At 69.9% G+C, this 22,468-nt stretch carries 23 protein-coding genes; 10 read left to right on the plus strand and 13 right to left on the minus strand.

The annotated features are described in order from the left end of the window. Nucleotides 1-4: 4 nt before the first annotated feature. A complete protein-coding gene (locus AQJ46_RS12900) occupies nt 5-889 on the minus strand; it encodes an SGNH/GDSL hydrolase family protein (protein ID WP_059205688.1) in 885 nt (294 codons plus the stop codon). A gap of 251 nt (nt 890-1,140) precedes the next feature. Here AQJ46_RS12900 and AQJ46_RS12905 point away from each other — a divergent pair, with 251 nt between their 5' ends. Further along, the gene (locus AQJ46_RS12905; protein ID WP_057615313.1) at nt 1,141-1,635 is read left to right on the plus strand and encodes a DUF3145 domain-containing protein; all 495 of its coding nucleotides are present in this window, start codon (nt 1,141-1,143) and stop codon (nt 1,633-1,635) included. A gap of 65 nt (nt 1,636-1,700) precedes the next feature. Here AQJ46_RS12905 and fabF read toward each other — a convergent pair whose 3' ends face one another. From fabF to AQJ46_RS12930, 5 genes are all read right to left on the minus strand, one after another. Next, nucleotides 1,701-2,972 (minus strand): beta-ketoacyl-ACP synthase II, encoded by a 1,272-nt coding sequence (gene fabF, locus AQJ46_RS12910; protein ID WP_059205689.1) that lies wholly within the window; start codon nt 2,970-2,972, stop codon nt 1,701-1,703. Nucleotides 2,973-3,073: 101 nt separating this feature from the next. Next, on the minus strand, nt 3,074-3,322 hold the full coding sequence (locus AQJ46_RS12915; RefSeq protein WP_007381745.1) for an acyl carrier protein: 249 nt from the start codon (nt 3,320-3,322) through the stop codon (nt 3,074-3,076). A 77-nt stretch (nt 3,323-3,399) separates the two neighbouring features. Further along, nucleotides 3,400-4,395 (minus strand): ketoacyl-ACP synthase III, encoded by a 996-nt coding sequence (locus AQJ46_RS12920; protein WP_059205690.1) that lies wholly within the window; start codon nt 4,393-4,395, stop codon nt 3,400-3,402. A gap of 16 nt (nt 4,396-4,411) precedes the next feature. Beyond that, nucleotides 4,412-5,335 carry an ACP S-malonyltransferase gene (locus AQJ46_RS12925; protein WP_059205691.1) on the minus strand — a complete coding sequence of 308 codons (924 nt, stop codon included), beginning with the start codon at nt 5,333-5,335 and terminating at the stop codon, nt 4,412-4,414. Between the two features lie 89 nt (nt 5,336-5,424). Further along, nucleotides 5,425-6,630: a PucR family transcriptional regulator gene (locus tag AQJ46_RS12930; protein ID WP_059205692.1), complete on the minus strand. Its 1,206-nt coding sequence runs from the start codon at nt 6,628-6,630 to the stop codon at nt 5,425-5,427. Between the two features lie 80 nt (nt 6,631-6,710). On the opposite strand from AQJ46_RS12930, the gene AQJ46_RS12935 reads away from it, so the two are divergent. After that, nucleotides 6,711-7,364 (plus strand): pirin family protein, encoded by a 654-nt coding sequence (locus AQJ46_RS12935; protein WP_059205693.1) that lies wholly within the window; start codon nt 6,711-6,713, stop codon nt 7,362-7,364. On the opposite strand, the gene AQJ46_RS12940 is transcribed toward AQJ46_RS12935, so the two are convergent. Both AQJ46_RS12940 and AQJ46_RS12945 read right to left on the minus strand, forming a co-directional pair. Further along, nucleotides 7,361-8,176: a serine hydrolase domain-containing protein gene (locus AQJ46_RS12940; RefSeq protein WP_059205694.1), complete on the minus strand. Its 816-nt coding sequence runs from the start codon at nt 8,174-8,176 to the stop codon at nt 7,361-7,363. The genes AQJ46_RS12935 and AQJ46_RS12940 overlap by 4 nt on opposite strands. A gap of 19 nt (nt 8,177-8,195) precedes the next feature. Next, on the minus strand, nt 8,196-8,666 hold the full coding sequence (locus AQJ46_RS12945) for a GNAT family N-acetyltransferase (protein ID WP_059205695.1): 471 nt from the start codon (nt 8,664-8,666) through the stop codon (nt 8,196-8,198). Between the two features lie 97 nt (nt 8,667-8,763). Here AQJ46_RS12945 and AQJ46_RS12950 point away from each other — a divergent pair, with 97 nt between their 5' ends. Together AQJ46_RS12950 and AQJ46_RS12955 are read left to right on the plus strand one after the other, a co-directional pair. Next, nucleotides 8,764-9,228 (plus strand): MerR family transcriptional regulator, encoded by a 465-nt coding sequence (locus AQJ46_RS12950; RefSeq protein ID WP_057615289.1) that lies wholly within the window; start codon nt 8,764-8,766, stop codon nt 9,226-9,228. Continuing rightward, complete coding sequence (locus tag AQJ46_RS12955) at nt 9,225-10,241, plus strand: aldo/keto reductase (protein ID WP_059205696.1); 1,017 nt, start codon at nt 9,225-9,227, stop codon at nt 10,239-10,241. Before AQJ46_RS12950 ends, AQJ46_RS12955 begins: the two co-directional genes overlap by 4 nt. Nucleotide 10,242: 1 nt before the next feature. On the opposite strand, the gene AQJ46_RS12960 is transcribed toward AQJ46_RS12955, so the two are convergent. From AQJ46_RS12960 to AQJ46_RS12970, 3 genes are read right to left on the minus strand one after another with little or no spacing between them, the layout of a single operon-like run. Next, nucleotides 10,243-11,100 carry a DUF4429 domain-containing protein gene (locus AQJ46_RS12960; RefSeq protein ID WP_059205697.1) on the minus strand — a complete coding sequence of 286 codons (858 nt, stop codon included), beginning with the start codon at nt 11,098-11,100 and terminating at the stop codon, nt 10,243-10,245. Between the two features lie 57 nt (nt 11,101-11,157). Next, the gene (locus AQJ46_RS12965; protein ID WP_059205698.1) at nt 11,158-12,375 is read right to left on the minus strand and encodes an alpha/beta hydrolase; all 1,218 of its coding nucleotides are present in this window, start codon (nt 12,373-12,375) and stop codon (nt 11,158-11,160) included. Between the two features lie 54 nt (nt 12,376-12,429). After that, nucleotides 12,430-13,065 carry a TetR family transcriptional regulator gene (locus tag AQJ46_RS12970; RefSeq protein ID WP_059205699.1) on the minus strand — a complete coding sequence of 212 codons (636 nt, stop codon included), beginning with the start codon at nt 13,063-13,065 and terminating at the stop codon, nt 12,430-12,432. Nucleotides 13,066-13,131: 66 nt separating this feature from the next. On the opposite strand from AQJ46_RS12970, the gene AQJ46_RS12975 reads away from it, so the two are divergent. Beyond that, complete coding sequence (locus AQJ46_RS12975; protein ID WP_059205700.1) at nt 13,132-14,748, plus strand: MFS transporter; 1,617 nt, start codon at nt 13,132-13,134, stop codon at nt 14,746-14,748. Nucleotides 14,749-15,007: 259 nt separating this feature from the next. Further along, nucleotides 15,008-15,319, plus strand: a complete 312-nt coding sequence (locus AQJ46_RS12980; protein ID WP_057615275.1) for a hypothetical protein — start codon at nt 15,008-15,010, stop codon at nt 15,317-15,319. Between the two features lie 763 nt (nt 15,320-16,082). On the opposite strand, the gene AQJ46_RS12985 is transcribed toward AQJ46_RS12980, so the two are convergent. Then, nucleotides 16,083-16,820, minus strand: coding sequence for a potassium channel family protein (locus tag AQJ46_RS12985; RefSeq protein WP_059205862.1), 738 nt, complete (start codon nt 16,818-16,820; stop codon nt 16,083-16,085). 80 nt (nt 16,821-16,900) lie between these two features. Continuing rightward, entirely contained in the window at nt 16,901-19,633 is a 2,733-nt protein-coding gene (gene aceE, locus AQJ46_RS12990; protein WP_059205701.1) for a pyruvate dehydrogenase (acetyl-transferring), homodimeric type, read from the minus strand. Between the two features lie 343 nt (nt 19,634-19,976). Here aceE and AQJ46_RS12995 point away from each other — a divergent pair, with 343 nt between their 5' ends. From AQJ46_RS12995 to AQJ46_RS13010, 4 genes are all read left to right on the plus strand, one after another. Further along, a complete protein-coding gene (locus AQJ46_RS12995; RefSeq protein WP_020116104.1) occupies nt 19,977-20,408 on the plus strand; it encodes a DUF3052 domain-containing protein in 432 nt (143 codons plus the stop codon). A gap of 110 nt (nt 20,409-20,518) precedes the next feature. After that, the gene (locus AQJ46_RS13000; protein WP_059205702.1) at nt 20,519-20,977 is read left to right on the plus strand and encodes a peroxiredoxin; all 459 of its coding nucleotides are present in this window, start codon (nt 20,519-20,521) and stop codon (nt 20,975-20,977) included. Nucleotides 20,978-21,073: 96 nt separating this feature from the next. Beyond that, complete coding sequence (locus AQJ46_RS13005; RefSeq protein WP_007381726.1) at nt 21,074-21,649, plus strand: calcium homeostasis/redox stress adaptation protein; 576 nt, start codon at nt 21,074-21,076, stop codon at nt 21,647-21,649. Between the two features lie 126 nt (nt 21,650-21,775). Next, entirely contained in the window at nt 21,776-22,351 is a 576-nt protein-coding gene (locus tag AQJ46_RS13010; RefSeq protein WP_057615269.1) for a TerD family protein, read from the plus strand. Nucleotides 22,352-22,468: the final 117 nt, after the last annotated feature.

Raw genomic sequence — 22,468 nt, forward strand, 5'->3', positions numbered from 1 at the left:
AACTTTAAGTCACGGACCTGACCTTGCGGTATGCGATCTCCGCCAGACGCGCCTGTCCGTTCACACTCGGGTGGAACCAGTCCCAGTGGCTGAGCTGGTCGGTGCCGAACCGGTAGTCGTACACCGCGCCCCCGTCGTACCGGCAGTGCTCGTCCTCGGCGCACACGTCCTTCAGTACGGAGTTGTAGGCCTCCACCCGGTCCTGCACGGTGTCCCGCCGCTCGGTCGCCGCCGCGTCCAGGGCGTCCGCGTCGGCCAGCATCGACGGACACACGCCCAGCTTCCACACCTGCTTGCCCAGCGGATTGGCGCGGCCCTCGGACCACAGCCGCTTGAGGTTCGGCACGCTCGCCACGTACACCTGCGCCTTGGGCGCCTGCTTGCGCAGCACGCTCAGCGCGTCCTCGAAGCCGGACCGGAACGCGGACACCGAGGTCATCGCCGCCGTGGAGTCCCGGCAGGCGTCGTTGGCGCCCACCATCACCGTCACCAGAGCGGGCGTCCGCGCCGCCGCCTGTGCCATCTGCCCGGAGAGATCGGCCATCCGGGCCCCGGACACCGCGTAGTTCCAGCTGCGCTCGGCCGCCTTCGCCCGCCCCAGCAGCCGTACGGCGAGAGAGTCGACCTGGGTGCTGGCGCCGGTGGCCCAGGACACGTCGGGGCAGTCCTTCAGGATCCCGCAGGCGTCGAAACCGCGCGTGATGGAGTCGCCGACAGCGGCTATCGAAGCCGGGCTGCTGTCCCACGCCGGAGTGGGCTTCGGTGAGGGTTTGGCCTTCTGGGTGGGTCCCGCCGAGTCGCCCCCCACCGCGTCACACCCGGTGACGCCCAGGAGAGCCGCCGTCAGGACGGCGACGACGGCCCGTGAACGGGGGCCCTGCTTGCGCATCCGTGGTGTTCCCCTCGTGAAAATGATGGTCCTCTCATAACAACGCATAAGAGTTCCCGGTGACCGCGAGGGAACGATCGACACCCGTACTAGCGTCCTGCCGGGTGAATGCCGGGCGTTTCGGGGCACTGGGACCGACGGTACGTCACACTCCTTGCCCCGCCGCACGGTAGCCTCGCCATCAACGTGGCTGGCCGGCATCGCCGCCATGCCGGCCAGCAAGACTTGTCCCGCTCTGCCCGGAGGTCCCGGTGACGACACGTGGAGTTCTGTACGTGCACTCCGCGCCGCGCGCGCTGTGCCCGCACGTCGAGTGGGCCGTCGCCGGGGTGCTCGGCACGCGCGTCAACCTCGACTGGATCCGGCAGCCGGCCGCACCGGGCACCTGGCGCTCGGAGTTCTCCTGGAAGGGCGAGGCAGGCACGGCGTCCAAGCTCGCGTCGGCCCTCAGAGGCTGGCACCTGCTGCGCTTCGAGGTCACGGCCGAGCCCTGCGCCACCGCCGAGGGCGAGCGCTACAGCTGCACTCCGGAACTGGGCATCTTCCACGCCGTCACGGGCATCCACGGCGACATCCTGATCCCGGAGGACCGTCTGCGCGCGGCCCTGACCCGCTCGCAGCGCGGGGAGACGGACCTGGAGGCCGAGCTGGCCAAGCTCCTCGGCAAGCCCTGGGACGACGAACTGGAGCCCTTCAGGTATGCCGGTGAGGGCGCCCCGGTCCGCTGGCTGCACCAGGTCGTCTGAGGTCTCCGCACACGTGAAGGGCCCCCACCGACCGGTGGGGGCCCTTCAGTTGCGTACGAACGATCTCAGACCGTACGGAACGCCAGCACCACGTTGTGCCCGCCGAACCCGAACGAGTCGTTCAGCGCGGCGATACGGCCCTCCACGGGCAGCTTGCGGGCCTCGCCGCGGACGACGTCGGCGTTGGCCTCGGCCTCCGGGTCGAGGTTCTCGACGTTGATGGTCGGCGGAGCCACCCGGTGGTACAGGGCGAGCACCGTCGCGACCGTCTCCACGCCGCCCGCGCCACCCAGCAGGTGACCGGTCATCGACTTGGTGGCGGACACGGCCATGTGGTCGGCGTCGTCGCCGAACACCTTCCGCAGCGCCTTGAGCTCGGCGATGTCACCGGCCGGGGTGGACGTGGCGTGCGCGTTGACGTGCACGATCTCCGCCGGGTCCAGGTCGGTGCTGGCCAGCAGGTTCTCGAGCGCGCGCGAGATGCCACGCCCCTCGGGCTCCGGCTGCACGATGTCGTGGGCGTCGGCGGAGACGCCCTGACCCACCGCCTCGGCGTACACCCGCGCACCGCGCGCGGCGGCGTGCTCGGCGGACTCCAGGACGACGACACCGGCGCCCTCGCCGAGGACGAAGCCGTCCCGGGCGATGTCGTAGGGCCGCGAGGCGCCCTCGGGGTTCTCGTTGTTCTTGGACATCGCCATCATGTTGCCGAACGCGGCGATGGGCAGCGGGTGGATCGCCGCCTCCGTGCCACCGGCGACGACGACGTCGGCGCGGCCGGTACGGATCATCTCGATGCCGTAGCCGATGGCCTCGGCGCCCGACGCACAGGCGGAGACCGGGGTGTGCACGCCCGCGCGGGCGCCCACCAGCAGACCCACGTTGGCGGACGGGCCGTTGGGCATCAGCATCGGCACGGTGTGCGGGGAGACGCGGCGGACGCCCTTCTCCTTGAGCACGTCGTACTGGTCGAGCAGGGTCGTCACGCCACCGATGCCGGAGGCGATGACGGCGCCGAGACGGTCGGGGTCGACCTTGTCGTCCTCGCCGGCCTTGGCTTCGAAGCCCGCGTCGGCCCACGCCTCCTTGGCCGCGATCAGCGCGAACTGCGCCGAGCGGTCGAGACGGCGGGCCTGCGGGCGGGGAATCACCTCGGTCGGCTCCACCGCGATCTGCGCGGCGATGCGGACCGCCTGCTCAGCGGCCCACTCCTGCTCCAGGGGCTTGACGCCGGACTTGCCGGCGACCAGACCCTCCCAGGTAGAGGCTGCGTCGCCACCCAGCGGTGTGGTTGCGCCGATACCGGTGACGACCACGGTGCGATTGGTCGGGCTCACGGGAAATCTTTCTCCAACGTTACGAGGATTAAGCGGCGCCACCGCCGGGTGGCGGGGCCGGCACGTCCGGCCTGGAGGGCTCCGGAGGGAGCCCGGGAGACTCAGGCCTGGTGCTTGAGGATGTAGTCGGTCGCGTCGCCGACCGTCTTGAGGTTCTTGACGTCGTCGTCCGGGATCTTGACGTCGAAGCGCTCTTCAGCGGCGACGACGACCTCGACCATGGACAGCGAGTCGACGTCCAGGTCGTCGGTGAAGGACTTGTCCAGCTGGACGTCCTCAACCGGGATGCCGGCGATCTCGTTCACGATGTCGGCAAGACCGGCGACGATCTCTTCCTGAGTGGCGGCCATTGGGCGCTCCTTCGTTTTCTTATCCAGAGGGTTGGCAGTGCTTCCCGTCCCGGACCGATCGATCCGGCACGGAGTGCCTAGGGGAGGGTAACGACAGTGGCGGCGTAGACGAGACCCGCCCCGAATCCGATGACGAGCGCGGTGTCGCCGCTCTTCGCCTCGCCGGTCGCCAGGAGCCGCTCCATGGCGAGCGGGATCGAGGCGGCCGAGGTGTTGCCGGTGGTGCGCACGTCACGCGCGACCGTGACGTGCGCCGGCAGCTTCAGCGTCTTCACCATCGAGTCGATGATCCGCTCGTTGGCCTGGTGGGGAATGAAGACGTCCAGGTCGTCCGGGCTGATCCCGGCCGCGTCCAGCGCCTGCTGGGCGACCTTCGCCATCTCGAACACGGCCCAGCGGAACACCGCTTGGCCCTCCTGCGTGATCGCAGGGAACTTGCCCGTGGAGTCGTACTCGGTCCACGCCACGGTCTGCTTGATCGTCTCGGACTTGTCGCCCTCGGAGCCCCAGACGGTGGGGCCGATGGCCGGCTCCTGGGCGGGGCCCACCACGACCGCGCCGGCACCGTCGCCGAACAGGAAGGCCGTGGCGCGGTCCTCCAGGTCGGTCAGGTCGGACAGCCGCTCGACACCGATGACGAGGACGTACTCCGCCGAGCCCTCGACGATCATGCCCTTGGCGAGGGTGAGGCCGTAGCCGAAGCCCGCGCAGCCCGCCGAGATGTCGAACGCGGCGGCCTTGTTCGTGCCCAGCTTGTCGGCGATCTCCGTCGCCACGGCCGGCGTCTGCTTGAAGTGCGAGACGGTCGAGACGATCACGCCGCCGATCTGTTCGGCGGAGATCCCGGCGTCGGCGATCGCCTTGCCGGACGCCTCGATCGACATCGCGGCGACGGTCTCCTCGGCGTTCGCCCAGTGCCGGGTCTCGATGCCGGAGCGCGAGCGGATCCACTCGTCGGACGAGTCGATCGTCTCGAGGATCACCTCGTTCGGCACGACCCGGGTCGGGCGGTAGCCGCCGACACCTAGGATGCGCGCGTACGGGGCGCCCTTGCTGGGCTTGATCTTCGACATGCTCTCGTGCTCCTTCTCAGGCACCGTGCTCGGCGATGAGCTCGCGAGCAGCGTCGAGGTCCTCGGGGGTCTTCAGTGCCAGCGTCTTGACGCCGGGCAGCGCGCGCTTGGCGAGGCCGACCAGCGTGCCGCCGGGGGAGACCTCGATGAACGCGGTGGCGCCGAGCTGCTTGAACGTCTCCATGCACAGGTCCCAGCGCACCGGGTTGGCGACCTGCCCGACCAGTCGCTCCAGCACCTCGGCGCCGGTGGCGACGGCCTGGCCGTCCTTGTTGGAGACGTAGGTGACCGTCGGGTCGGCCGGCGTCAGGTCGGCGGCGGCCTTGGCGAGCGCGTCGACCGCGGGAGCCATGTGGTGCGTGTGGAAGGCGCCGGCGACCTTGAGCGGGACGACCTTGCGGACGCCCTCGGGCTTGTCGTCGTTCAGGACCGCGAGCTGCTCCAGCGTGCCCGCGGCGACGATCTGCCCCGCGCCGTTGACGTTCGCCGGGGTCAGACCGAGCTTCTCCAGGTGCGCGACGGAGACCTCGGGGTCGCCGCCGAGCAGCGCCGACATGCCGGTCTCGGTGATCGCGGCGGCGTCGGCCATGGCCAGCCCCCGCTTGCGTACGAGGGTGAGGGCGGCGGTGTCGTCCAGAACGCCCGCGAAGGCGGCGGCGGTGATCTCACCGACACTGTGCCCCGCGACCGCGCCGGGGGCGATGTCGGTGATGGCACCGAGTGCCGAGGCGGACAGGATCCCGGCCGCGACCAGCAGCGGCTGGGCCACCGCGGTGTCACGGATGGCGTCCGCGTCGGCCTGTGTGCCGTAGTGGGCAAGGTCCAGGCCGATGGCGTCGGACCACGCGGCGACGCGGTCCGCGGCACCGGGGAGTTCGAGCCAGGGGGTCAGGAAGCCGGGCGTCTGGGCGCCCTGGCCGGGAGCGACGAGTACGAGCACTCTCACACTCTCTCTTGAGGGCGGCCCAAGCCGCCCGTGGGGACAGGGACGAAGAACATGGAGGGGTTTTGTGGGGCCCCGACAAAAGCCTAGGGCTGGGGATCCCCGTCGGCCAGACGCCCCAGGATGAGCGCGATCCGCAAGGTGAACGCCGAACGTACATCGGAGGGCGACCAGCCGGTGACGTCAGTCACACGTCGAAGCCGGTAGCGCACGGTGTTGGGATGCACGAAGAGCATCCGGGCCGCGCCCTCCAGACTGGACGCCTGTTCGAGGTAGACGGAGAGCGTCTCGAGGAGCGCGGAACCGGCCTCCTCCAGTGGTCTGTAGATCTCCTCCACCAACTGCTGGCGCGCAGCGGGATCCCCGGCCATCGCGCGTTCCGGAAGCAGGTCGTCCGCCAGGACCGGGCGCGGGGCGTCCTGCCAGGCGGAACACGCCTTGAGCCCCGCGGCGGCGGCCTGCGCGGACCGGGTGGCGGCGAGCAGATCGGGTACGACGGGCCCCGCGACCACGGGTCCGGCCGCATAGGGCCCGATCAGCGACTTGGCCACGGCGAGGGGGTTGTCGCTGCCGCCCGCGATGACGACCAGCCGGGAGCCGAGCACCCCGGTCAGCACCTGGAGCTTGGCGTGTCGGGCGGCCCGCCGGATGGCCTCGACGGTCAGCTCGGAGTCACCGTCGGGAGCCGTGCCGAGGAGGACGCACACATGCTCGGGAGCGTTCCAGCCCAGCGCGGCGGCCCTGCTCACGGCCCCCTCGTCGGCCTCACCGCTGAGCACGGCGTTCACGACGAGCGACTCCAGCCGGGCGTCCCAGGCACCGCGTGCCTCGGCGGCCTGGGCGTAGACCTGAGCGGTGGCGAAGGCGATCTCGCGGGCGTACACGAGCAGGGCCTCACGCAGCACGGACTCGTCGCCGGGTGCGGCGACCTCGTCGATCGCGCTCTCCATGACCTCGATGGTGGTGCGCACCATCTCCACGGTCTGCCGGAGCGTGATGGCCCGGGTCAGCTCACGGGGAGCGGTCCCGAACACGTCGGTGGAGATGGCCTGCGGCGCGTCCGGATGCCGGAACCACTCGGTGAAGGCGGCGATACCGGCCTGGGCGACCAGCCCGATCCAGGAACGGTTCTCCGGAGGCATGGCCCGGTACCACGGCAGCGTCTCGTCCATGCGCGCGATGGCCTGCTGCGCGAGAGACCCGGACGACTTCTCCAGCCGCTTCAGGGTCGCGACATGGGCGTGGACGCCGGGCGCGTCGGGGTCGGACTTGCGGTGTTCGGGTTCGGGCACGGGACAAGACTGCCTTATCCGGACGTCGACGCGCGCCGCCGGGTACCGACTGCGGACCGCCCGGGGACTACCGTGGTCCCGTGACGGACGTACGGCGCGCGACGGAGCGTTACCCAGGCGGGGATCCCGGGGCCGGGATCGAGTCGTGGCACGCCTTCTCGTTCGGGCCGCACTACGACCCCGACAACCTCCGCTTCGGCGCGCTGATCGCCTGCAACGAGGAGCGACTCGTGCCCGGCGCCGGGTTCGACGAGCATCCGCACAGCCACACCGAGATCGTGACGTGGGTGGTCGAGGGGGAGCTGACGCACCGGGACTCGACGGGGCACGAGACCGTCGTACGGGCCGGTGACGTCCAGCGGCTCAGCGCCGCGGCCGGCGTCCGGCACGTCGAGCGCAACGACGCCGAGACTCCGCTGACCTTCGTGCAGACCTGGCTGGCGCCCCTGGAGCCGGGCGGCGAGCCGTCGTACGAGATCGTCCGCGGGATCGCCGACTCGACGCCGTACGCCGTTTCGGAGGCGGGTGCGATGCTCCACGTGCGGCGGCTGGCCGCGGGGGAGCGGACCGCGGTGCCGGACGGGCGGTACCTGTACGTCCATGTCGTGCGGGGCGAAGTGCGGCTGGACGGCGAGGAGTTGGGGCCGGGCGACGCGGCCCGGGTCACCGAGGCCAAGGAGCTGGACGTCATGGCGGCGACCCCGGCCGAGCTGCTGGTGTGGGAGATGTCCTAGAGCTCGGCCAGGACGGCGTCGGTGAACGCCGGCCACGCCTCGACCGCCCACGGTCCGAACGCGCGGTCCGTCAGCGCCACACAGGCCGCCCCCGCGTCCGGGTCGACCCACAGGAACGTGCCGGACTGGCCGAAGTGCCCGAAGGTGCGCGGCGAGGACGAAGAGCCGGTCCAGTGGGGGGACTTGCCGTCGCGGATCTCGAAGCCGAGGCCCCAGTCGTTGGGGTTCTGGTGGCCGTAGCCGGGCAGTACGCCCTTCGTGCCCGGGTACTGGACCGTCATCACCTCCGCGACCGTGCGCGGGTCCAGGAGCCGTGGCGCCTGCACCTCCGCCGCGAACCTGAGAAGGTCCTCGACCGTCGACACGCCGTCCTTCGCGGGGGAGCCCTCCAGGGACGTCGACGCCATGCCCAGCGGCTCCAGCACCGCCTGCCGCAGATACTCCGCGAACGGAATGTCCGCCGCCTTGGCGACATGGTCGCCGAGCTGCTCGAAACCCGCGTTCGAGTACAGCCGCCGCTCCCCGGGAGCAGCCGTCACCCGGTGCTCGTCGAAGGCCAGCCCCGAGGTGTGCGCGAGCAGGTGACGCACCGTCGATCCGCTCGGCCCGGCCGGCTCGTCGAGCTCGATCGCCCCCTCCTCGTACGCGACGAGGACGGCGTACGCGGCGAGCGGCTTGGTGACCGAGGCCAGCGGGAAGCGCCGGCCGACCGGGCCATGGGTCCCGAGGACCGTCCCGTCGCCGCGCACCACCCCCGCCGCAGCGGTGGGAACCGGCCAGTTTTCGATCAACGCGAGGCTCTGCAAGGACATGCCGTCGAGCCTAAGCCGCTCAGAGCGTCAGCATCATCGTGGGGTCCGGCTTGTGGACGAACCCGAGGGAGACGTAGAGCGGCTCGGCCTCCGGGGACGCGGTCAGCATGACCTGACCGGCGCCCCGCTCGCGGAACCACGCCAGCAGTTCGTCCATGCACGCGCGCGCGTAGCCGCGCCGACGCGCGTCCGGGTCGGTGGCGACGCTGAAGACGTACCCGGCCAGGCCGTGCGGATTGGCCGCCTTCCCGATCCGGTAGTCGACCGTCCCCACCACCAGTGCCGCCAGCGTCCCCGGCCGGTCCGGGTGGTCGACGACGAAGGCCGCGAAGTCCCCGTCGGCCGCGGCCAGCCTCCCCCGCAGCGACGGCAGCGCCTCGGTGTGCCACGCTGTGGAGCTGTCGCCGCCGGGCAGAGCATCGATCATCACCTGGCGCAGCCGCAGTACTTCTTCGGCGTCCTCGGTCGTGGCACGGCGTACGAGACTCATGCACCGCACGGTAGCGATCGCATCCGAGAGCCGTCCTGCCGATTTCTTACCGGTTCCGCTTGCTTAGAGTGCACTCCAAGGCCATAGCGTTGGGGTCATGACGGTGATGGAGACCACAGGTACCAGGACCGACAGCTGCGCGGCTCCGCCGCACCCCCACCGGCGTCCGGCGGGACAGGACAGCTACACGATCAGCGAGGTCGTCGACTTCACCGGCCTGACCGCGCACACTTTGCGCTGGTACGAGCGCATCGGGCTGATGCCGCACATCGACCGCTCGCACACCGGCCAGCGTCGCTACAGCAACCGCGACCTCGACTGGCTCGACCTCGTCGGCAAGCTCCGGCTCACCGGCATGCCGGTCGCCGACATGGTGCGCTACGCGGAACTGGTGCGGGAGGGCGACCACACGTTCACCGAACGGTTCGAGCTCCTGGAGACGACCCGCCGGGACGTTCTGTCCCGGATCGCGGAGCTCCAGGACACGCTCGCCGTGCTCGACCGGAAGATCAGCTTCTACGCCGACGCCGGTCGCACCTATGAAACGGAGAAAGCAGGATGACGGACGGCACGATCCCGACCGCACGGCTCGGCGACACCGGTCCCGAGGTCGGCGTCCAGGGACTCGGCTGCATGGGCATGAGCTTCGCGTACGGCCCCACGGACGCGAAGGAGTCCCGGGCCACCCTGGAGCGGGCCCTGGAACTCGGCATCACGCTCTACGACACGGCGGACGCCTACGGCAACGGGGAGAACGAGAAGTTCCTGTCGCCGTTCTTCAAGGCCCACCGCGACGAGGTCGTGATCGCCACCAAGTTCGCCCTGTCGATCCCTCCGGAGGACCCGACCCGGCGGATCATCCGCAACGACCCGCCGTACATCCGCCAGGCCGTCGAGGCGAGCCTGAAGCGCCTCGACGTCGACGCGATCGACCTCTACTACATGCACCGGCGCGATCTCCACGTGCCGATCGTGGAGTCCGTCGGCACCATGGCCGAGCTGGTGCGCGAGGGCAAGGTCAAGCACCTGGGGTTGAGCGAGGTCACCGCCTCTGAGCTGCGTGCGGCGCAGGCGGTGCACCCCATCGCCGCCGTGCAGTCGGAGTGGTCCCTGTTCAGCCGGGACATCGAGGCCAAGGTGGTCCCGGCGGCCCGCGAGCTGGGCGTGGCGCTCGTGCCGTACTCACCGCTCGGGCGCGGCTTCCTCACCGGGTCCTTCACCAACGCCGACAAGGACCTCACCGCCGACGACTTCCGCCGCCAGCAGCCCCGCTTCACCGGCGAGAACGCGGCGGCGAACGCGGCCCTGCTGGAGCCGATCCGTACCGTCGCCGAGGCCCACGGCGTCTCCCTGGGCCAGATCGCCCTGGCCTGGGTCCAGCAACAGACGACGGTGCACGACCTCCCGGTGATCCCGATCCCGGGCACCCGCAAGCCCGCCAGGGTGGAGGAGAACGCGGCGGCGACGGGCATCGAGCTCACCAAGGAGGAGCTGGAGCTCCTGGAGCCGATCGCGGCACAGGTGGCCGGGGACCGGTACGCGGACATGCGGTTCTCGTCCGCGGGCCGGGAGTGAGCTAGAGCTCCGCCAGCAACTCCGCCTTCTTCACGGAGAACTCCTCGTCGGTGACCAGTCCGGCCTGATGCAGCTCCCCGAGATGGCGAATCCGTTCGGCGATATCCGCGGGGTCCCGGCGCGGCGCGGTCGCGGCCGGGACCACCGCCGCGGGCCCCCGTTGGCGTACGGCCGACAGGACCGCCGCCGCGAACGGCAGCGACTCATGGACGGGCCCGTACCCCAGTCCGAACACCACCGCCGCCGGATCCTGATCCGCCTGCACCGGCCCCGGCTCCCCGCGCAGCAGCCGCAGATGACCCTCGAAGACCTCCGGCGACCGCCACTCCACCCCGGTCAGCTCGGACACCGGGAAACTCTGGTCGCCGGCCTTCCACTTCGCGGAGGACGCTCCCGTCCAGAACCACCGGAAGCGCACGGTACGGCCGTCGAAGGACGCCTTCCCGTCGTACGCCTTGAACTGCAACGGCACCTCGGGCGCCGGCACCAGGAACCGTTCCGCAGGCTCGTCGTCCTCCTTCAGGAGCGTGCGCAACTCGTCCGCGTAGTACTCGGCGAGCGTCTCCTTGTCGCCCGGCAGCACCAGCCGGTACGGATCGCACCCTTCCTTCAGCTGCCCCGCCGCCGCCTCCATGAGCGGGTCCGCCCCCGGTCGCGGCTCGGCGTGCAACACCACCGTGCCCCGCTTGCCGGGAGTCAGCGTCACCCCGGAGATCGCCTCCAGGGGGATCCGCCGCTCACCCAGCGCCTGGAAGAGCTTCGGTGTTCGAATTCCCCGTTCGTAGCGGATGAGCACGGAGTCGGACTCGAACTCCCAGGCGGCATGAAATCCGGCCAGTACGTCACCCATGCGGGTCATCGTATTCGGCACGAGCTCCTTCGTCCCTCCTCGCGCAGACCGCAGTTCCTGCAGTCTCTACGCGCGTCCGGCCGTGGCCGTGCCGGACAAACCGGCGCGACAGGCTTCGTCCTCGTGGGCGCACTGCACCGAGCGGTACGCGCCAATGCCGATCTCGGCGAAGTTGAGCAGGCTCTCCGTTCCGGGCTCGAAGTAACCGGCGTGACCGTCCGCACCCCGCGCGGACAGCACGCGCGCGCCGAACGCGGAGGACACCGGGTCGGCGCCGTGGCCGAGCCCGCCGACCTCCATGTACGGCACGTCCTGGATCCAGTCGTCGGCGTCCCGCATCGCCCACACATGGGCGGTGGTGCGCAGATGGGAGGCGTTGGCGACCCGCATCCCGGGGCTGCCGGCCACCGCGATGTCGGCCACCCGGTCGGGCAGCGTGTGCGCGGCCACCCCGCACACCACGGAGCCGTAGCTGTGGCAGAACAGGGAGACCGGCGAGGCGCCGGGCAGTGCGCGCACCAGCGCGTTCAGCCGGACGGCGCCGGTCTCGGCGCGCATCGCGGTGGCCGAGTCGATGCCCAGTCCTGCGGGTGCCGTGTAGTCGGCCCAGGCGATCACCGCCGTACGCGTGGCAGGACTCGCCGCACGCTCGGCCCGGTAGAGGGCCTTGGCCATGCCGACCGGCGCGGAGTAGCTGCGGCTGGTGCGCTGGAAGGTGAGCAGGTCGGTGTCGACGCCGGGCACGACGAGGGAGATCCGCTCCGCCGTGCCGAGATCGCCGAAGACCTCGGCGACCCGGCCGGAGCCGTCGGGGTCGAAAGCGAGGATGTGGCGCTCCGGGGCCGTCAGCGACTCGAAGCGGTGCATACGGCGGCCCGCCTCCTGCTGACCGGCCGGCGTGAGCCGGGGGTCGTGCATGCGGGTGCGCTCCACGGCACGGGCCCGCAGGAGCGCGAGGCGGTTGGCCTGGTAGCGCAGCTTGACGGGGGCGCCGTTCATGTTGCCGACCGCGAGCGGGTAGCGCTGGGCGAGGCGGACCCGCTCCTGGGAGGTGAGCGACGCGAAGAAGTGCGTGAGCCGGTCGGGAGCGGTGTCCGGGTCGGGCAGCGGATGTCCGTGCAGGCGACCGTGCGCCCAGGATTCGAGCGAGGCCTGCAGGGGAGTGGCCTCCCTCTGGTTGCGCAGCGCGGTCCAGCCGGTGGTCGCCAGCATCACGAACACCACGGCCAGCGCGAGCAGTGCGCGCCAGACGTTGAGTTGCGGGGAGGTGTCGAAGGAAGTCACTGAAAGGACACACTAGGAGAACGGGACGGTCTCGGGTTAATCCAGTGACGGGGATCACGTTTTGGTGTAAGGGAACCACTTGCCGGTCAGCGCGGGGCCGAGCAGTTCCAGGTGCGAGACCGTCAGCTCGCGCATGGCCTCCACACTGAACTCCCCGTCGGTCAGCCACTGCCGTTCCGTCACCCGCATCACACCGCTGAAGACGGCCACCAGCAGCCTGGGTCGCGGGTCGGTGGCCGCGTCGAGGCCCTCGCGTTCGGCGAGCACGCGCGTGAGCACCTCCTCGACCTCCGCCGAGCGCCGCAGATGGGCGGCGAGCAGGACCGGTGTCGACTCGATCACCCGGTACATCGCCAGGAACCGCTCCACCGGCACGACCGATTCGACGACCTCGTGCAGGGTGTCCCAGCCCTCCAGCACGGCCTGGCGCAGCGCCTCCAGCGGGGGTTCGTGCGACGGACGCGCGCGTACGGCGTCGACGAAGCGCGTCACCGTCATCTCGTCGAGAGCCAGCGCCGCATCCTCCTTGCCGGCGAAGTACCGGAAGAAGGTGCGCTGCGAGACCTCGACCGCGTCGGCGATGTCGTCGACGGTCGTCCGCTCGTAGCCCTCGGTGGTGAAGAGCTCGATGGCGGCCCGCAGCAGTGCCTCTCGGGTGCGCTGCTTCTTGCGTTCGCGGAGTGTTTCCATTGGTGTCAGTTACCGACTTGTGAATTGGTTTGTCAATTGTCAGTGGCTGTCATTAGCCTCGATCGCATGACTAGTCAGACGATCGACACGACGGGCCCGGGGGACGGGGCGTCATCAGCCTCGCCGGATCAGCCGCCCGCCACCGGGCTGCGCGGCCACCCTTGGCTCACCCTGCTGACCGTGGCCGTCGGGGTCATGATGGTGGCCCTCGACGGCACCATCGTGGCCATCGCCAACCCGGCCATCCAGGCCGACCTCAAGGCGAGCTTCGCGGACGTCCAGTGGATCACCAACGGCTATTTCCTCGCCCTGGCGGTCGCCCTGATCACCGCGGGCAAGCTCGGTGACCGCTTCGGCCACCGCCAGACCTTCCTGATCGGTGTCGTCGGCTTCGCCGCCGCCTCGGGTGCGATCGGACTGTCCAGCAGCATCGGCGCGGTCGTCATTTTCCGCGTCTGCCAGGGACTGTTCGGCGCCCTGCTGATGCCGGCCGCGCTCGGTCTGCTGCGGGCCACCTTCCCGGCCGAGAAGCTCAACATGGCCATCGGTATCTGGGGCATGGTCATCGGGGCCTCCACCGCCGGCGGCCCGATCCTCGGCGGTGTCCTCGTCGAGCACGTCAACTGGCAGTCGGTGTTCTTCATCAACGTGCCGGTGGGTGTCCTCGCCCTCGTCCTCGGCGTGCTGATCCTGCTCGACCACCGCGCCGAGAACGCCCCGCGCTCCTTCGACATCCTGGGTATAGCCCTGCTGTCCGCCGCCATGTTCTGCCTGGTGTGGGCGCTCATCAAGGCCCCGACCTGGGGCTGGGGCGACGGACTGACCTGGACCTTCATCGCCGTCTCCCTCGTGGGGTTCGTCCTGTTCGCCGTCTGGGAGACGAAGGTCAAGGAGCCGCTGATCCCGCTCGCGCTGTTCCGCTCGGTGGCGCTGTCGGCGGGTGTGGTCCTCATGGTCCTGATGGCGATCGCGTTCATGGGCGGCCTGTTCTTCGTGACCTTCTACCTGCAGAACGTGCACGGTATGAGCCCGATCGACGCCGGTCTCCATCTGCTCCCGCTCACCGGGATGATGATCGTGGGCTCCCCGCTCGCGGGCGCCATGATCACCAAGCTCGGCCCGAGGGTGCCCCTGGCCGGTGGCATGGCCTCCGTCGCGATCGCCATGTTCGGGATGTCCACGCTGGAGACGGACACCGGCAGCGCCGTGATGTCGCTCTGGTTCGCCCTGCTGGGTCTCGGTCTCGCGCCCGTGATGGTGGGCGCCACCGAGGTCATCGTGGGCAACGCGCCGATGGAGCTCTCCGGTGTGGCCGGCGGTCTCCAGCAGGCCGCGATGCAGATCGGCGGCAGCCTCGGTACGGCCGTCCTCGGCGCCGTGATGGCCTCCAAGGTGGATGGCGACCTCGCGGCCAATTGGAAGGGCGCGGGTCTGCCGGCGCTCACGCCGGCCCAGCTGGACCAGGCGTCCGAGGCCGTCCAGGTGGGCGTGGCCCCGGTCGCCAAGGGGACCCCGGAGGCGGTCGTCGCGAAGATCACCGACGTCGCCCACGACACCTTCATCTCCGGCATGAGCCTGGCGTCCCTGGTCGCCGCCGGGGTCGCGGTGGTGGCGGTGTTCGTCGCCCTGCTCACCAAGCGCGGCGAGAACGCGGAGGCGGGCGCGGGCGTGGGGCACGTCTGACGCCTGGTCCGGCACCTGACGGGACTTCAGGGTTCTTCGCCTATCAGGGTGAAGAGGCTAAAGATTTCTCGCCCTCGGTACGCGCCGCAGGTCACAGTGGGTCAAGTCCTCCGCACGACATGGGAGGACGGACGGCGCTGCGGCGCGCTGCCGGAGGGGGGCGGCGCGCCGCAAGGCCGGAGGATTAACTGCTGTGCCGGGGGTACTCGCATCGTTGAACCCGAGACGAACCCAACCAACCAAGGGTGTCAGGGAGTTGATGATGGCGGGCTTCGGACACGGAACGCGCAGGTACCCCCGATCACGTGGCCGGACGTGGTCACGGACCGGGCCGGATCGCGCGACGCTCGGAATCATCGGAGTCATCTGCGCGATCGCGGGATTCTTCGTGCTGGGGATCATCCTCGGCCCCGTCGCGATCGTCTGCGGCTGGCTCGCCATGGGCCGCACCTGGTCGGGCGGCAACCGTGCCTGGCCTGCTCTGGTCGCCTTCGTACTGGGCGCCATCGACACGCTCCTGGCGATCATCTGGCTCGTCGGAGCGGCCACCCCGGGCAGCGGGTTGTTCTGACCCGGGGCGCGTGAGGGAAGGGCCCCCGGTGGGACGACCGGGGGCCCGCTCTCGCGCTGCCGACTGAGGTGCGCGGCGCTGGGGTGGTCCGCGGCCGTGGTCGCGGTGGCCCAGGTCTGCGCGTTCGTTCGCGCCGACCCGGGTGCGGACGTCCGTGTCGTGGCGGCGGGGCAGCCCGCCGGGACGATGCTGCGCGCTCGGGCGGCTCGCGCGGCTGCGTGGTTGGGGGCGGTGGCCGGCGACCGTGGTTGCGGTAGGTGCGGACGTCCGCGTCGTGCGGCGAGGCAGCCCGCCGGGGTGCGCTGGAGCGACGCCCCACGCTCGGGTGGTCTCACGCGGTTCGGTGGTCGGGGGCAGCGGTCCGCGACCGTGATTGCGGTGGCCCAGGTCTGCGCGTTCGTTCACGCCGACGCTGCAAACCCGCGTGCGGACGTTCGCGGCGTGGCGGCGGGGCAGCCCGCCGGGGTGCGCCGGGGCGATGTCGCGCGCTCGGGCGGCTCGCGCGGCTGCGTGGTTGGGGGCGGTGGCCGGCGACCGTGGTTGCGGTAGGTGCGGACGTTCGCGGCGTGGCGGCGGGGCAGCCCGCCGGGGTGCGCCGGGGCGATGTCGCGCGCTCGGGCGGCTCGCGCGGCTCCGTGGTCGGGGCGGTGGCCCGCGGCCGTGGTGGCGGGGCATCCCCGCCCGGGTGTCCCCGGAGCGTGCCGGTCTGCGCATGGCGACAAGCCGGCGGCCCCCCCCCGCGTCTAACGGGCCAGAGCCTCCCTCAACCGCCGACGGACGTCTTCCGTAGGGCCGCGACCTCCGCGCGCAGGGCCCGTACTTCCTCCGTCAGGGACTGGATCGCCTCCGTCTGCCGTCGTTCCTCCACGTCGTCCTTCTCGAACCGTTCGATGAACCAGGCGGCGATGTTCGCGGTCACCACACCCAGCAGGGCGATCCCGGAGAGCATCAGCCCGACCGCGACCATCCGGCCCAGTCCGGTGGTCGGGGCATGGTCGCCGTAGCCCACCGTCGTCATGGTCGTGAAGGACCACCACACCGCGTCACCCAACGTGCGGATGTTCCCGTTCGGCGCGTCCCGTTCCACCGAGAGCACCGCCAGCGACCCGAACATCAGCAGTCCCACGACCGCCCCGGCCACATACGTCGTCACCCGGATCTGCGAGGCCATCCGCGCCCGCTGCCCCACCAGCAGGAGCGTGGAGACGAGGCGCAGCAGCCGCAGCGGCTGTATGAGCGGCAGCACCACGGCACACAGGTCCATCCAGTGCCGCCGTACGAAAGCGCGCCGGTCCCGCGCGAGCGACAGCCGCACGAGGTAGTCGACGGCGAAGACCCCCCACACCACCCACTCGACCACCGTGCACACCGCCGTCAACGACCGTCCCGCCGAGGTGTCCACGATCGGCACGGCATAGGCGACGGCGAACAGCACCGCGAGCGCCAGAAGGGGCCGCTGGGTGTGCTGTTCCCAACGGACCTGCGCCGACTGTTCCTTCATGACCGCATCGTAGGGAAACGGTGAAGGGCGGTGGAGCCACAGCTCCACCGCCCTTCGTCCGTTCCGGCCGAGCGCAGCGGTTACGCGTCGCCGCCCGCGGCCCCCGGGTCCGCCGCCGAGACGTCCAGCAGCTGGTACCGGTCGATCGCCTGCTTCAGCACCGAACGGTCCACCTTGCCCTCCCGCGCCAGCTCCGTCAGCACACCCACCACGATCGACTGGGCGTCGATGTGGAAGAACCGCCGCGCCGCGCCCCGGGTGTCCGCGAAGCCGAACCCGTCCGCTCCCAGCGACTGGTACGTGCCCGGCACCCACCGCGCGATCTGGTCGGGAACCGCGCGCATCCAGTCGGACACCGCCACGAACGGCCCCTGCGCCCCGGCCAGCTTCCGCGTCACGTACGGCACCCGCTGCTCCTCCTCCGGGTGCAGCAGGTTGTACTCCTCGCAGGCCACGGCCTCGCGCCGCAGTTCGTTCCAGGAGGTGGCCGACCAGACGTCCGCCTTGACGTTCCACTCCTCGGCGAGGATCTTCTGCGCCTCGACCGCCCACGGCACGGCCACACCGGACGCCATGATCTGCGCCGGGATCGACCCCGACGTGCCCTCGGAGAACCGGTAGACGCCCTTGATGATGCCCTCGGCGTCCACGTTCGCGGGCTCGGCCGGGTGCCGGATGGGCTCGTTGTAGACGGTGAGGTAGTAGAAGACGTCCTCGCTGTCCGGGCCGTACATCCGACGCAGACCGTCCTGCACGATGTGCGCGATCTCGAACCCGAACGCCGGGTCGTACGCCACACAGCCCGGGTTGGTCGAGGCGAGCAGCTGCGAGTGCCCGTCCGCGTGCTGCAGACCCTCACCGGTCAGAGTCGTACGGCCCGCGGTCGCACCCAGCACGAAACCGCGCGCCAGCTGGTCCGACATCTGCCAGAACTGGTCGCCGGTGCGCTGGAAACCGAACATCGAGTAGAAGACGTACACCGGGATCAGCGGCTCGCCGTGCGTGGCGTACGCCGAACCCGCCGCGATCAGCGACGCCGTGCAGCCCGCCTCGGAGATGCCGTCGTGCAGCATCTGCCCGGTCGGCGACTCCTTGTACGCGAGCAGCAGTTCACGGTCGACCGACTCGTACTGCTGCCCGAGCGGGTTGTAGATCTTCGCACTCGGGAAGAACGAGTCCATGCCGAAGGTGCGGTACTCGTCCGGCGCGATCAGCACGAACCGCTTGCCGAGCTCCTTGTCCCGCATGAGGTCCTTGAGCAGTCGTACGAACGCCATGGTCGTGGCGATCGACTGCTGACCCGAGCCCTTCTTCACGGACGCGTACGTCTTGTCGCCCGGCAGCGCGAGCGGCTTGGAGCGCACGACACGCGTCGGGACGTAACCGCCGAGACCCAGCCGGCGGTCGTGCATGTACTGGATCTCCTCCGAGTCCCGGCCCGGGTGGTAGTAGGGCGGCGCGCCCGACTCCAGCTCCTTGTCGGAGATCGGCAGGTGCAGCCGGTCGCGGAAGCCCTTGAGGTCGTCGACCGTCAGCTTCTTCATCTGGTGCGTGGCGTTGCGGCCCTCGAAGTTGGGCCCCAGCGTCCAGCCCTTGACGGTCTTGGCGAGGATGACCGTCGGCTGGCCCTTGTGCTCCACGGCCGCCTTGAACGCCGCGTAGATCTTCTTGTGGTCGTGACCGCCGCGGCCCAGGTGCAGGATCTGGTCGTCGGTCATGCCCTCGACCATCGCGCGCAGGCGCTGGTCGTCGCCGAAGAAGTGATCGCGGATGTAGGCGCCGGACTCGGTGGCGTAGGTCTGGAACTGGCCGTCCGGGGTGGTGTTCATCCGGTTGACGAGGATGCCGTCGCGGTCCTGCGCGAGCAGCGGGTCCCAGGTGCGGTCCCAGATCAGCTTGATCACGTTCCAGCCGGCGCCGCGGAAGACCGACTCCAGCTCCTGGATGACCTTGCCGTTGCCACGCACCGGGCCGTCGAGGCGCTGCAGGTTGCAGTTGACGACGAAGGTCAGGTTGTCCAGGCCCTCGCGCGCGGCGATGGTCAGCTGGCCGAGCGACTCCGGCTCGTCCATCTCACCGTCGCCGAGGAACGCCCACACATGGGACTTGGAGGTGTCGGCGATCTCGCGCGCGTGCATGTAACGGTTCATCCGCGCCTGATAGATCGCGCCGATCGGGCCGAGGCCCATCGACACGGTCGGGAACTCCCAGAAGTCCGGCATCAGCCGCGGGTGCGGGTACGAGGACAGTCCGTGCGGGGCCTTCGACTTCTCCTGGCGGAACCCGTCGAGGTTGTCCTCGCTGAGCCGGTCCAGCAGGAACGCGCGCGCGTAGATGCCCGGAGAGGCGTGGCCCTGGAAGAAGACCTGGTCGCCGCCGTCGCCCTCGTCCTTGCCACGGAAGAAGTGGTTGAAGCCGACGTCGTAGAGGGACGCGGAGGAGGCGAAGGTGGCGATGTGGCCGCCGACGCCGATCCCGGGACGCTGGGCACGCGAGACCATCACGGCCGCGTTCCACCGGGTGGCGTTCAGGATCTTCCGCTCGATCTCCTCGTTGCCCGGGAAGAACGGCTCCGCCCTGGTGGGGATCGTGTTGACGTAGTCCGTGCTGCGCATCTCGGGCACGGCCACGCGCTTCTCGCGGGCCCGCTCGATGAGTCGCAGCATCAGATAGCGGGCCCGCTCCCGGCCGCGCTCGTCCACGGCGGCGTCGAGGGAGTCGAGCCACTCCTGGGTTTCCTCGGGGTCGAAGTCAGGAACCTGACTCGGAAGGCCGCCAATGATGATCGGGTTGCGATCGGATCCGGAAGCCACGCTGTTCCTTACCTGTCAGAGGGCCGTATTTCTGTACGTCTGCACCGCTCCCCATCGTGTACCTCGGGGGGCCAAACGTCATCTCTACTCCGTGGTAACCCGGGGCTCCGGGCCCGGGTATGGTTCCCAAACACGCAAAGAGGGCAGAAAGGTGTGGCATGCGTCACGACGCAACCGCGATGATGTGCCTGGAGTTGCGTCGACACGTTCCGGAACGTCACCGTTTCGGCGGTCTGAAACGCCGGGTACTTGCGCGATCCGTCCCGCCCGTGTGGACTACGGCCAACGCTTCGCGCACGCGCGTGGCTAGAACACTCATCAAGACATGATCAGGAGGCAACCCGTGAGCGCGACCGCGGACCACGCGGAGACGAGCCCTGCCGTGAGGCTGGGGTTCCAGCCCGAGCAGGTGGTCCAGGAGATCGGCTACGACGACGACGTAGACCAGGAACTCCGCGAGGCCATCGAGCAAGTCATCGGCAGCGACCTTGTGGACGAGGATTACGACGACGTCGCCGATGCCGTGGTGCTCTGGTTCCGTGACGAGGACGGCGACCTGACCGATGTGCTGGTGGATGCCACCACGTACATCGAGGAGGGCGGCTCGATCCTGCTGCTGACGCCGAAGACCGGCCGGGACGGCTACGTGGAGCCGAGCGACATCTCCGAAGCCGCGACGACGGCAGGCCTGTCCGCCTCCAAGAGCGTCAGCGTGGGCAAGGACTGGAGCGGCAGCCGGCTGGTGACGCCCAAGGCGGCCAAGTCCAAGAAGTAGCCCTGTGGGACCGGACGGGCCGGCGCGACCGGCCCGTCCGCATACCCGTGGTGATCGCTGCGTAGGGTGGTTGCGTCACTCGAACAGCCCCCCGAAGGGACATCCACGCGATGGCGATCCAGGTCGGCGAAAAGGCCCCCGACTTCGAGCTCAAGGACAACCACGGCCGGGCCGTGAAGCTGTCCGACTTCCGTGGCAGCAAGAACGTCGTGCTGCTCTTCTACCCCTTCGCCTTCACCGGCGTGTGCACCGGTGAGCTGTGCGAGCTGCGTGACAACCTGCCGCAGTTCTCCGAGCGCGACACCCAGCTGCTCGCCGTCTCCAACGACTCCATCCACACCCTGCGCGTCTTCGCCGAGCAGGAAGGCCTGGAGTACCCGCTGCTGAGCGACTTCTGGCCGCACGGCGAGGTCTCCCGCGCCTACGGCGTCTTCGCCGAGGACAAGGGCTGCGCGGTGCGCGGCACCTTCGTCATCGACAAGGAGGGCGTGGTCCGCTGGACCGTCGTCAACGCCCTGCCGGACGCCCGTGACCTGAACGAGTACGTCAAGGCGCTCGACACCCTGTGATTGTTCGCCTCCAGGGACTGCGTGGTCCGGGAACCCGTCACTAGGATCGAATCGTTGATCCGGCAGCATCTCAACCAGCAAACCTATGGAGGACTCGTGGGAGTCAGCCTCAGCAAGGGCGGCAACGTATCGCTGACCAAGGAGGCCCCGGGCCTGACCGCGGTCATCGTCGGTCTGGGGTGGGACGTCCGCACCACGACCGGCACCGACTTCGACCTGGACGCCAGCGCACTGCTGCTGAACGCGGCAGGCAAGGTCGCCAGCGACGCCAACTTCGTCTTCTTCAACAACCTCAAGAGCGCGGACGGCTCCGTCGAGCACACCGGCGACAACATCACCGGTGAGGGCGAGGGCGACGACGAGCAGATCAAGGTCAACCTCGCCGCGGTCCCAGCCGACGTCGACAAGATCGTATTCCCGGTCTCGATCTACGACGCCGAGAACCGCCAGCAGTCCTTCGGCCAGGTGCGCAACGCGTTCATTCGCGTCGTGAACCAGGCCGGCGAGGCGGAGATCGCCCGCTACGACCTCTCCGAGGACGCCTCCACCGAGACCGCCATGGTCTTCGGCGAGCTCTACCGCAACGGCGCCGAGTGGAAGTTCCGCGCCATCGGCCAGGGCTATGCCTCGGGCCTGCGCGGCATCGCCCAGGACTTCGGCGTCAACGTCTAGGCACCTGTCCCATGGGCAGGCCCTCGGACCGGCCCCGGCTCTCTTCGTCCGGCGCCGCACTGTTTGCGTGCGGCGCCGGATGTGCAGGACAAGCACAGAAGCACACTCTCGGGGAGGGAACAGCACATGGGCGTCACGCTCGCCAAGGGAGGGAACGTCTCCCTGTCCAAGGCCGCCCCCAACCTCACCCAGGTGATGGTCGGACTCGGCTGGGACGCGCGCTCCACCACCGGAGCCGACTTCGACCTCGACGCCAGCGCCCTGATGTGCAGCAGCGGCCGGGTCCTGGGTGACGAATACTTCGTCTTCTACAACCAGCTCAAGAGCCCGGACGGCTCGGTCGAGCACACCGGCGACAACCTCACCGGTGAGGGCGAGGGCGACGACGAGTCGATCCTGGTCGACCTCTCCAAGGTGCCCGACCGGTGCGACAAGATCGTCTTCCCGGTGTCGATCCATGACGCCGACAACCGCGGCCAGACCTTCGGCCAGGTCAGCAACGCCTTCATCCGTGTGGTCAACCAGGCCGACGGCCAGGAACTGGCCCGCTACGACCTCTCCGAGGACGCCTCCACCGAGACCGCGATGATCTTCGGCGAGCTCTACCGCTACCAGGGCGAGTGGAAGTTCAGGGCGGTGGGGCAGGGGTACGCGTCGGGCCTCAGGGGCATCGCGCTCGACTTCGGAGTCAACGTCTCATAACGCGATATGAGCAAAAGCCGGGGCAGGGTGGGGCCCCGAGGGCGCCCGACTACACTTCGCTTCAAAGTTTCGTAAAGCCGAGTGCGGCACGGGGGAATCCCGTACACGTACGGATTG

Origin of the sequence: Streptomyces canus, from assembly GCF_001514145.1 — a bacterium.
Classification (GTDB): Bacteria; Actinomycetota; Actinomycetes; order Streptomycetales; family Streptomycetaceae; genus Streptomyces; species Streptomyces canus.

What these genes read in the sequence shown, in the direction of transcription:
- AQJ46_RS12980 (WP_057615275.1), top strand. Translation starts at nt 15,008, where the DNA reads ATGATGGCGGGCTTCGGACACGGAACGCGCAGGTACCCCCGATCACGT.
- AQJ46_RS12900 (WP_059205688.1), bottom strand. Translation starts at nt 889, where the DNA reads ATGCGCAAGCAGGGCCCCCGTTCACGGGCCGTCGTCGCCGTCCTGACG.
- AQJ46_RS12940 (WP_059205694.1), bottom strand. Translation starts at nt 8,176, where the DNA reads ATGTCCTTGCAGAGCCTCGCGTTGATCGAAAACTGGCCGGTTCCCACC.
- AQJ46_RS12955 (WP_059205696.1), top strand. Translation starts at nt 9,225, where the DNA reads ATGACGGACGGCACGATCCCGACCGCACGGCTCGGCGACACCGGTCCC.
- AQJ46_RS12950 (WP_057615289.1), top strand. Translation starts at nt 8,764, where the DNA reads ATGACGGTGATGGAGACCACAGGTACCAGGACCGACAGCTGCGCGGCT.
- AQJ46_RS12920 (WP_059205690.1), bottom strand. Translation starts at nt 4,395, where the DNA reads ATGTCGAAGATCAAGCCCAGCAAGGGCGCCCCGTACGCGCGCATCCTA.
- AQJ46_RS12960 (WP_059205697.1), bottom strand. Translation starts at nt 11,100, where the DNA reads ATGACCCGCATGGGTGACGTACTGGCCGGATTTCATGCCGCCTGGGAG.
- AQJ46_RS12970 (WP_059205699.1), bottom strand. Translation starts at nt 13,065, where the DNA reads ATGGAAACACTCCGCGAACGCAAGAAGCAGCGCACCCGAGAGGCACTG.
- AQJ46_RS12985 (WP_059205862.1), bottom strand. Translation starts at nt 16,820, where the DNA reads ATGAAGGAACAGTCGGCGCAGGTCCGTTGGGAACAGCACACCCAGCGG.
- AQJ46_RS12975 (WP_059205700.1), top strand. Translation starts at nt 13,132, where the DNA reads ATGACTAGTCAGACGATCGACACGACGGGCCCGGGGGACGGGGCGTCA.
- AQJ46_RS12915 (WP_007381745.1), bottom strand. Translation starts at nt 3,322, where the DNA reads ATGGCCGCCACTCAGGAAGAGATCGTCGCCGGTCTTGCCGACATCGTG.
- AQJ46_RS12945 (WP_059205695.1), bottom strand. Translation starts at nt 8,666, where the DNA reads ATGAGTCTCGTACGCCGTGCCACGACCGAGGACGCCGAAGAAGTACTG.
- AQJ46_RS13010 (WP_057615269.1), top strand. Translation starts at nt 21,776, where the DNA reads ATGGGCGTCACGCTCGCCAAGGGAGGGAACGTCTCCCTGTCCAAGGCC.
- AQJ46_RS13000 (WP_059205702.1), top strand. Translation starts at nt 20,519, where the DNA reads ATGGCGATCCAGGTCGGCGAAAAGGCCCCCGACTTCGAGCTCAAGGAC.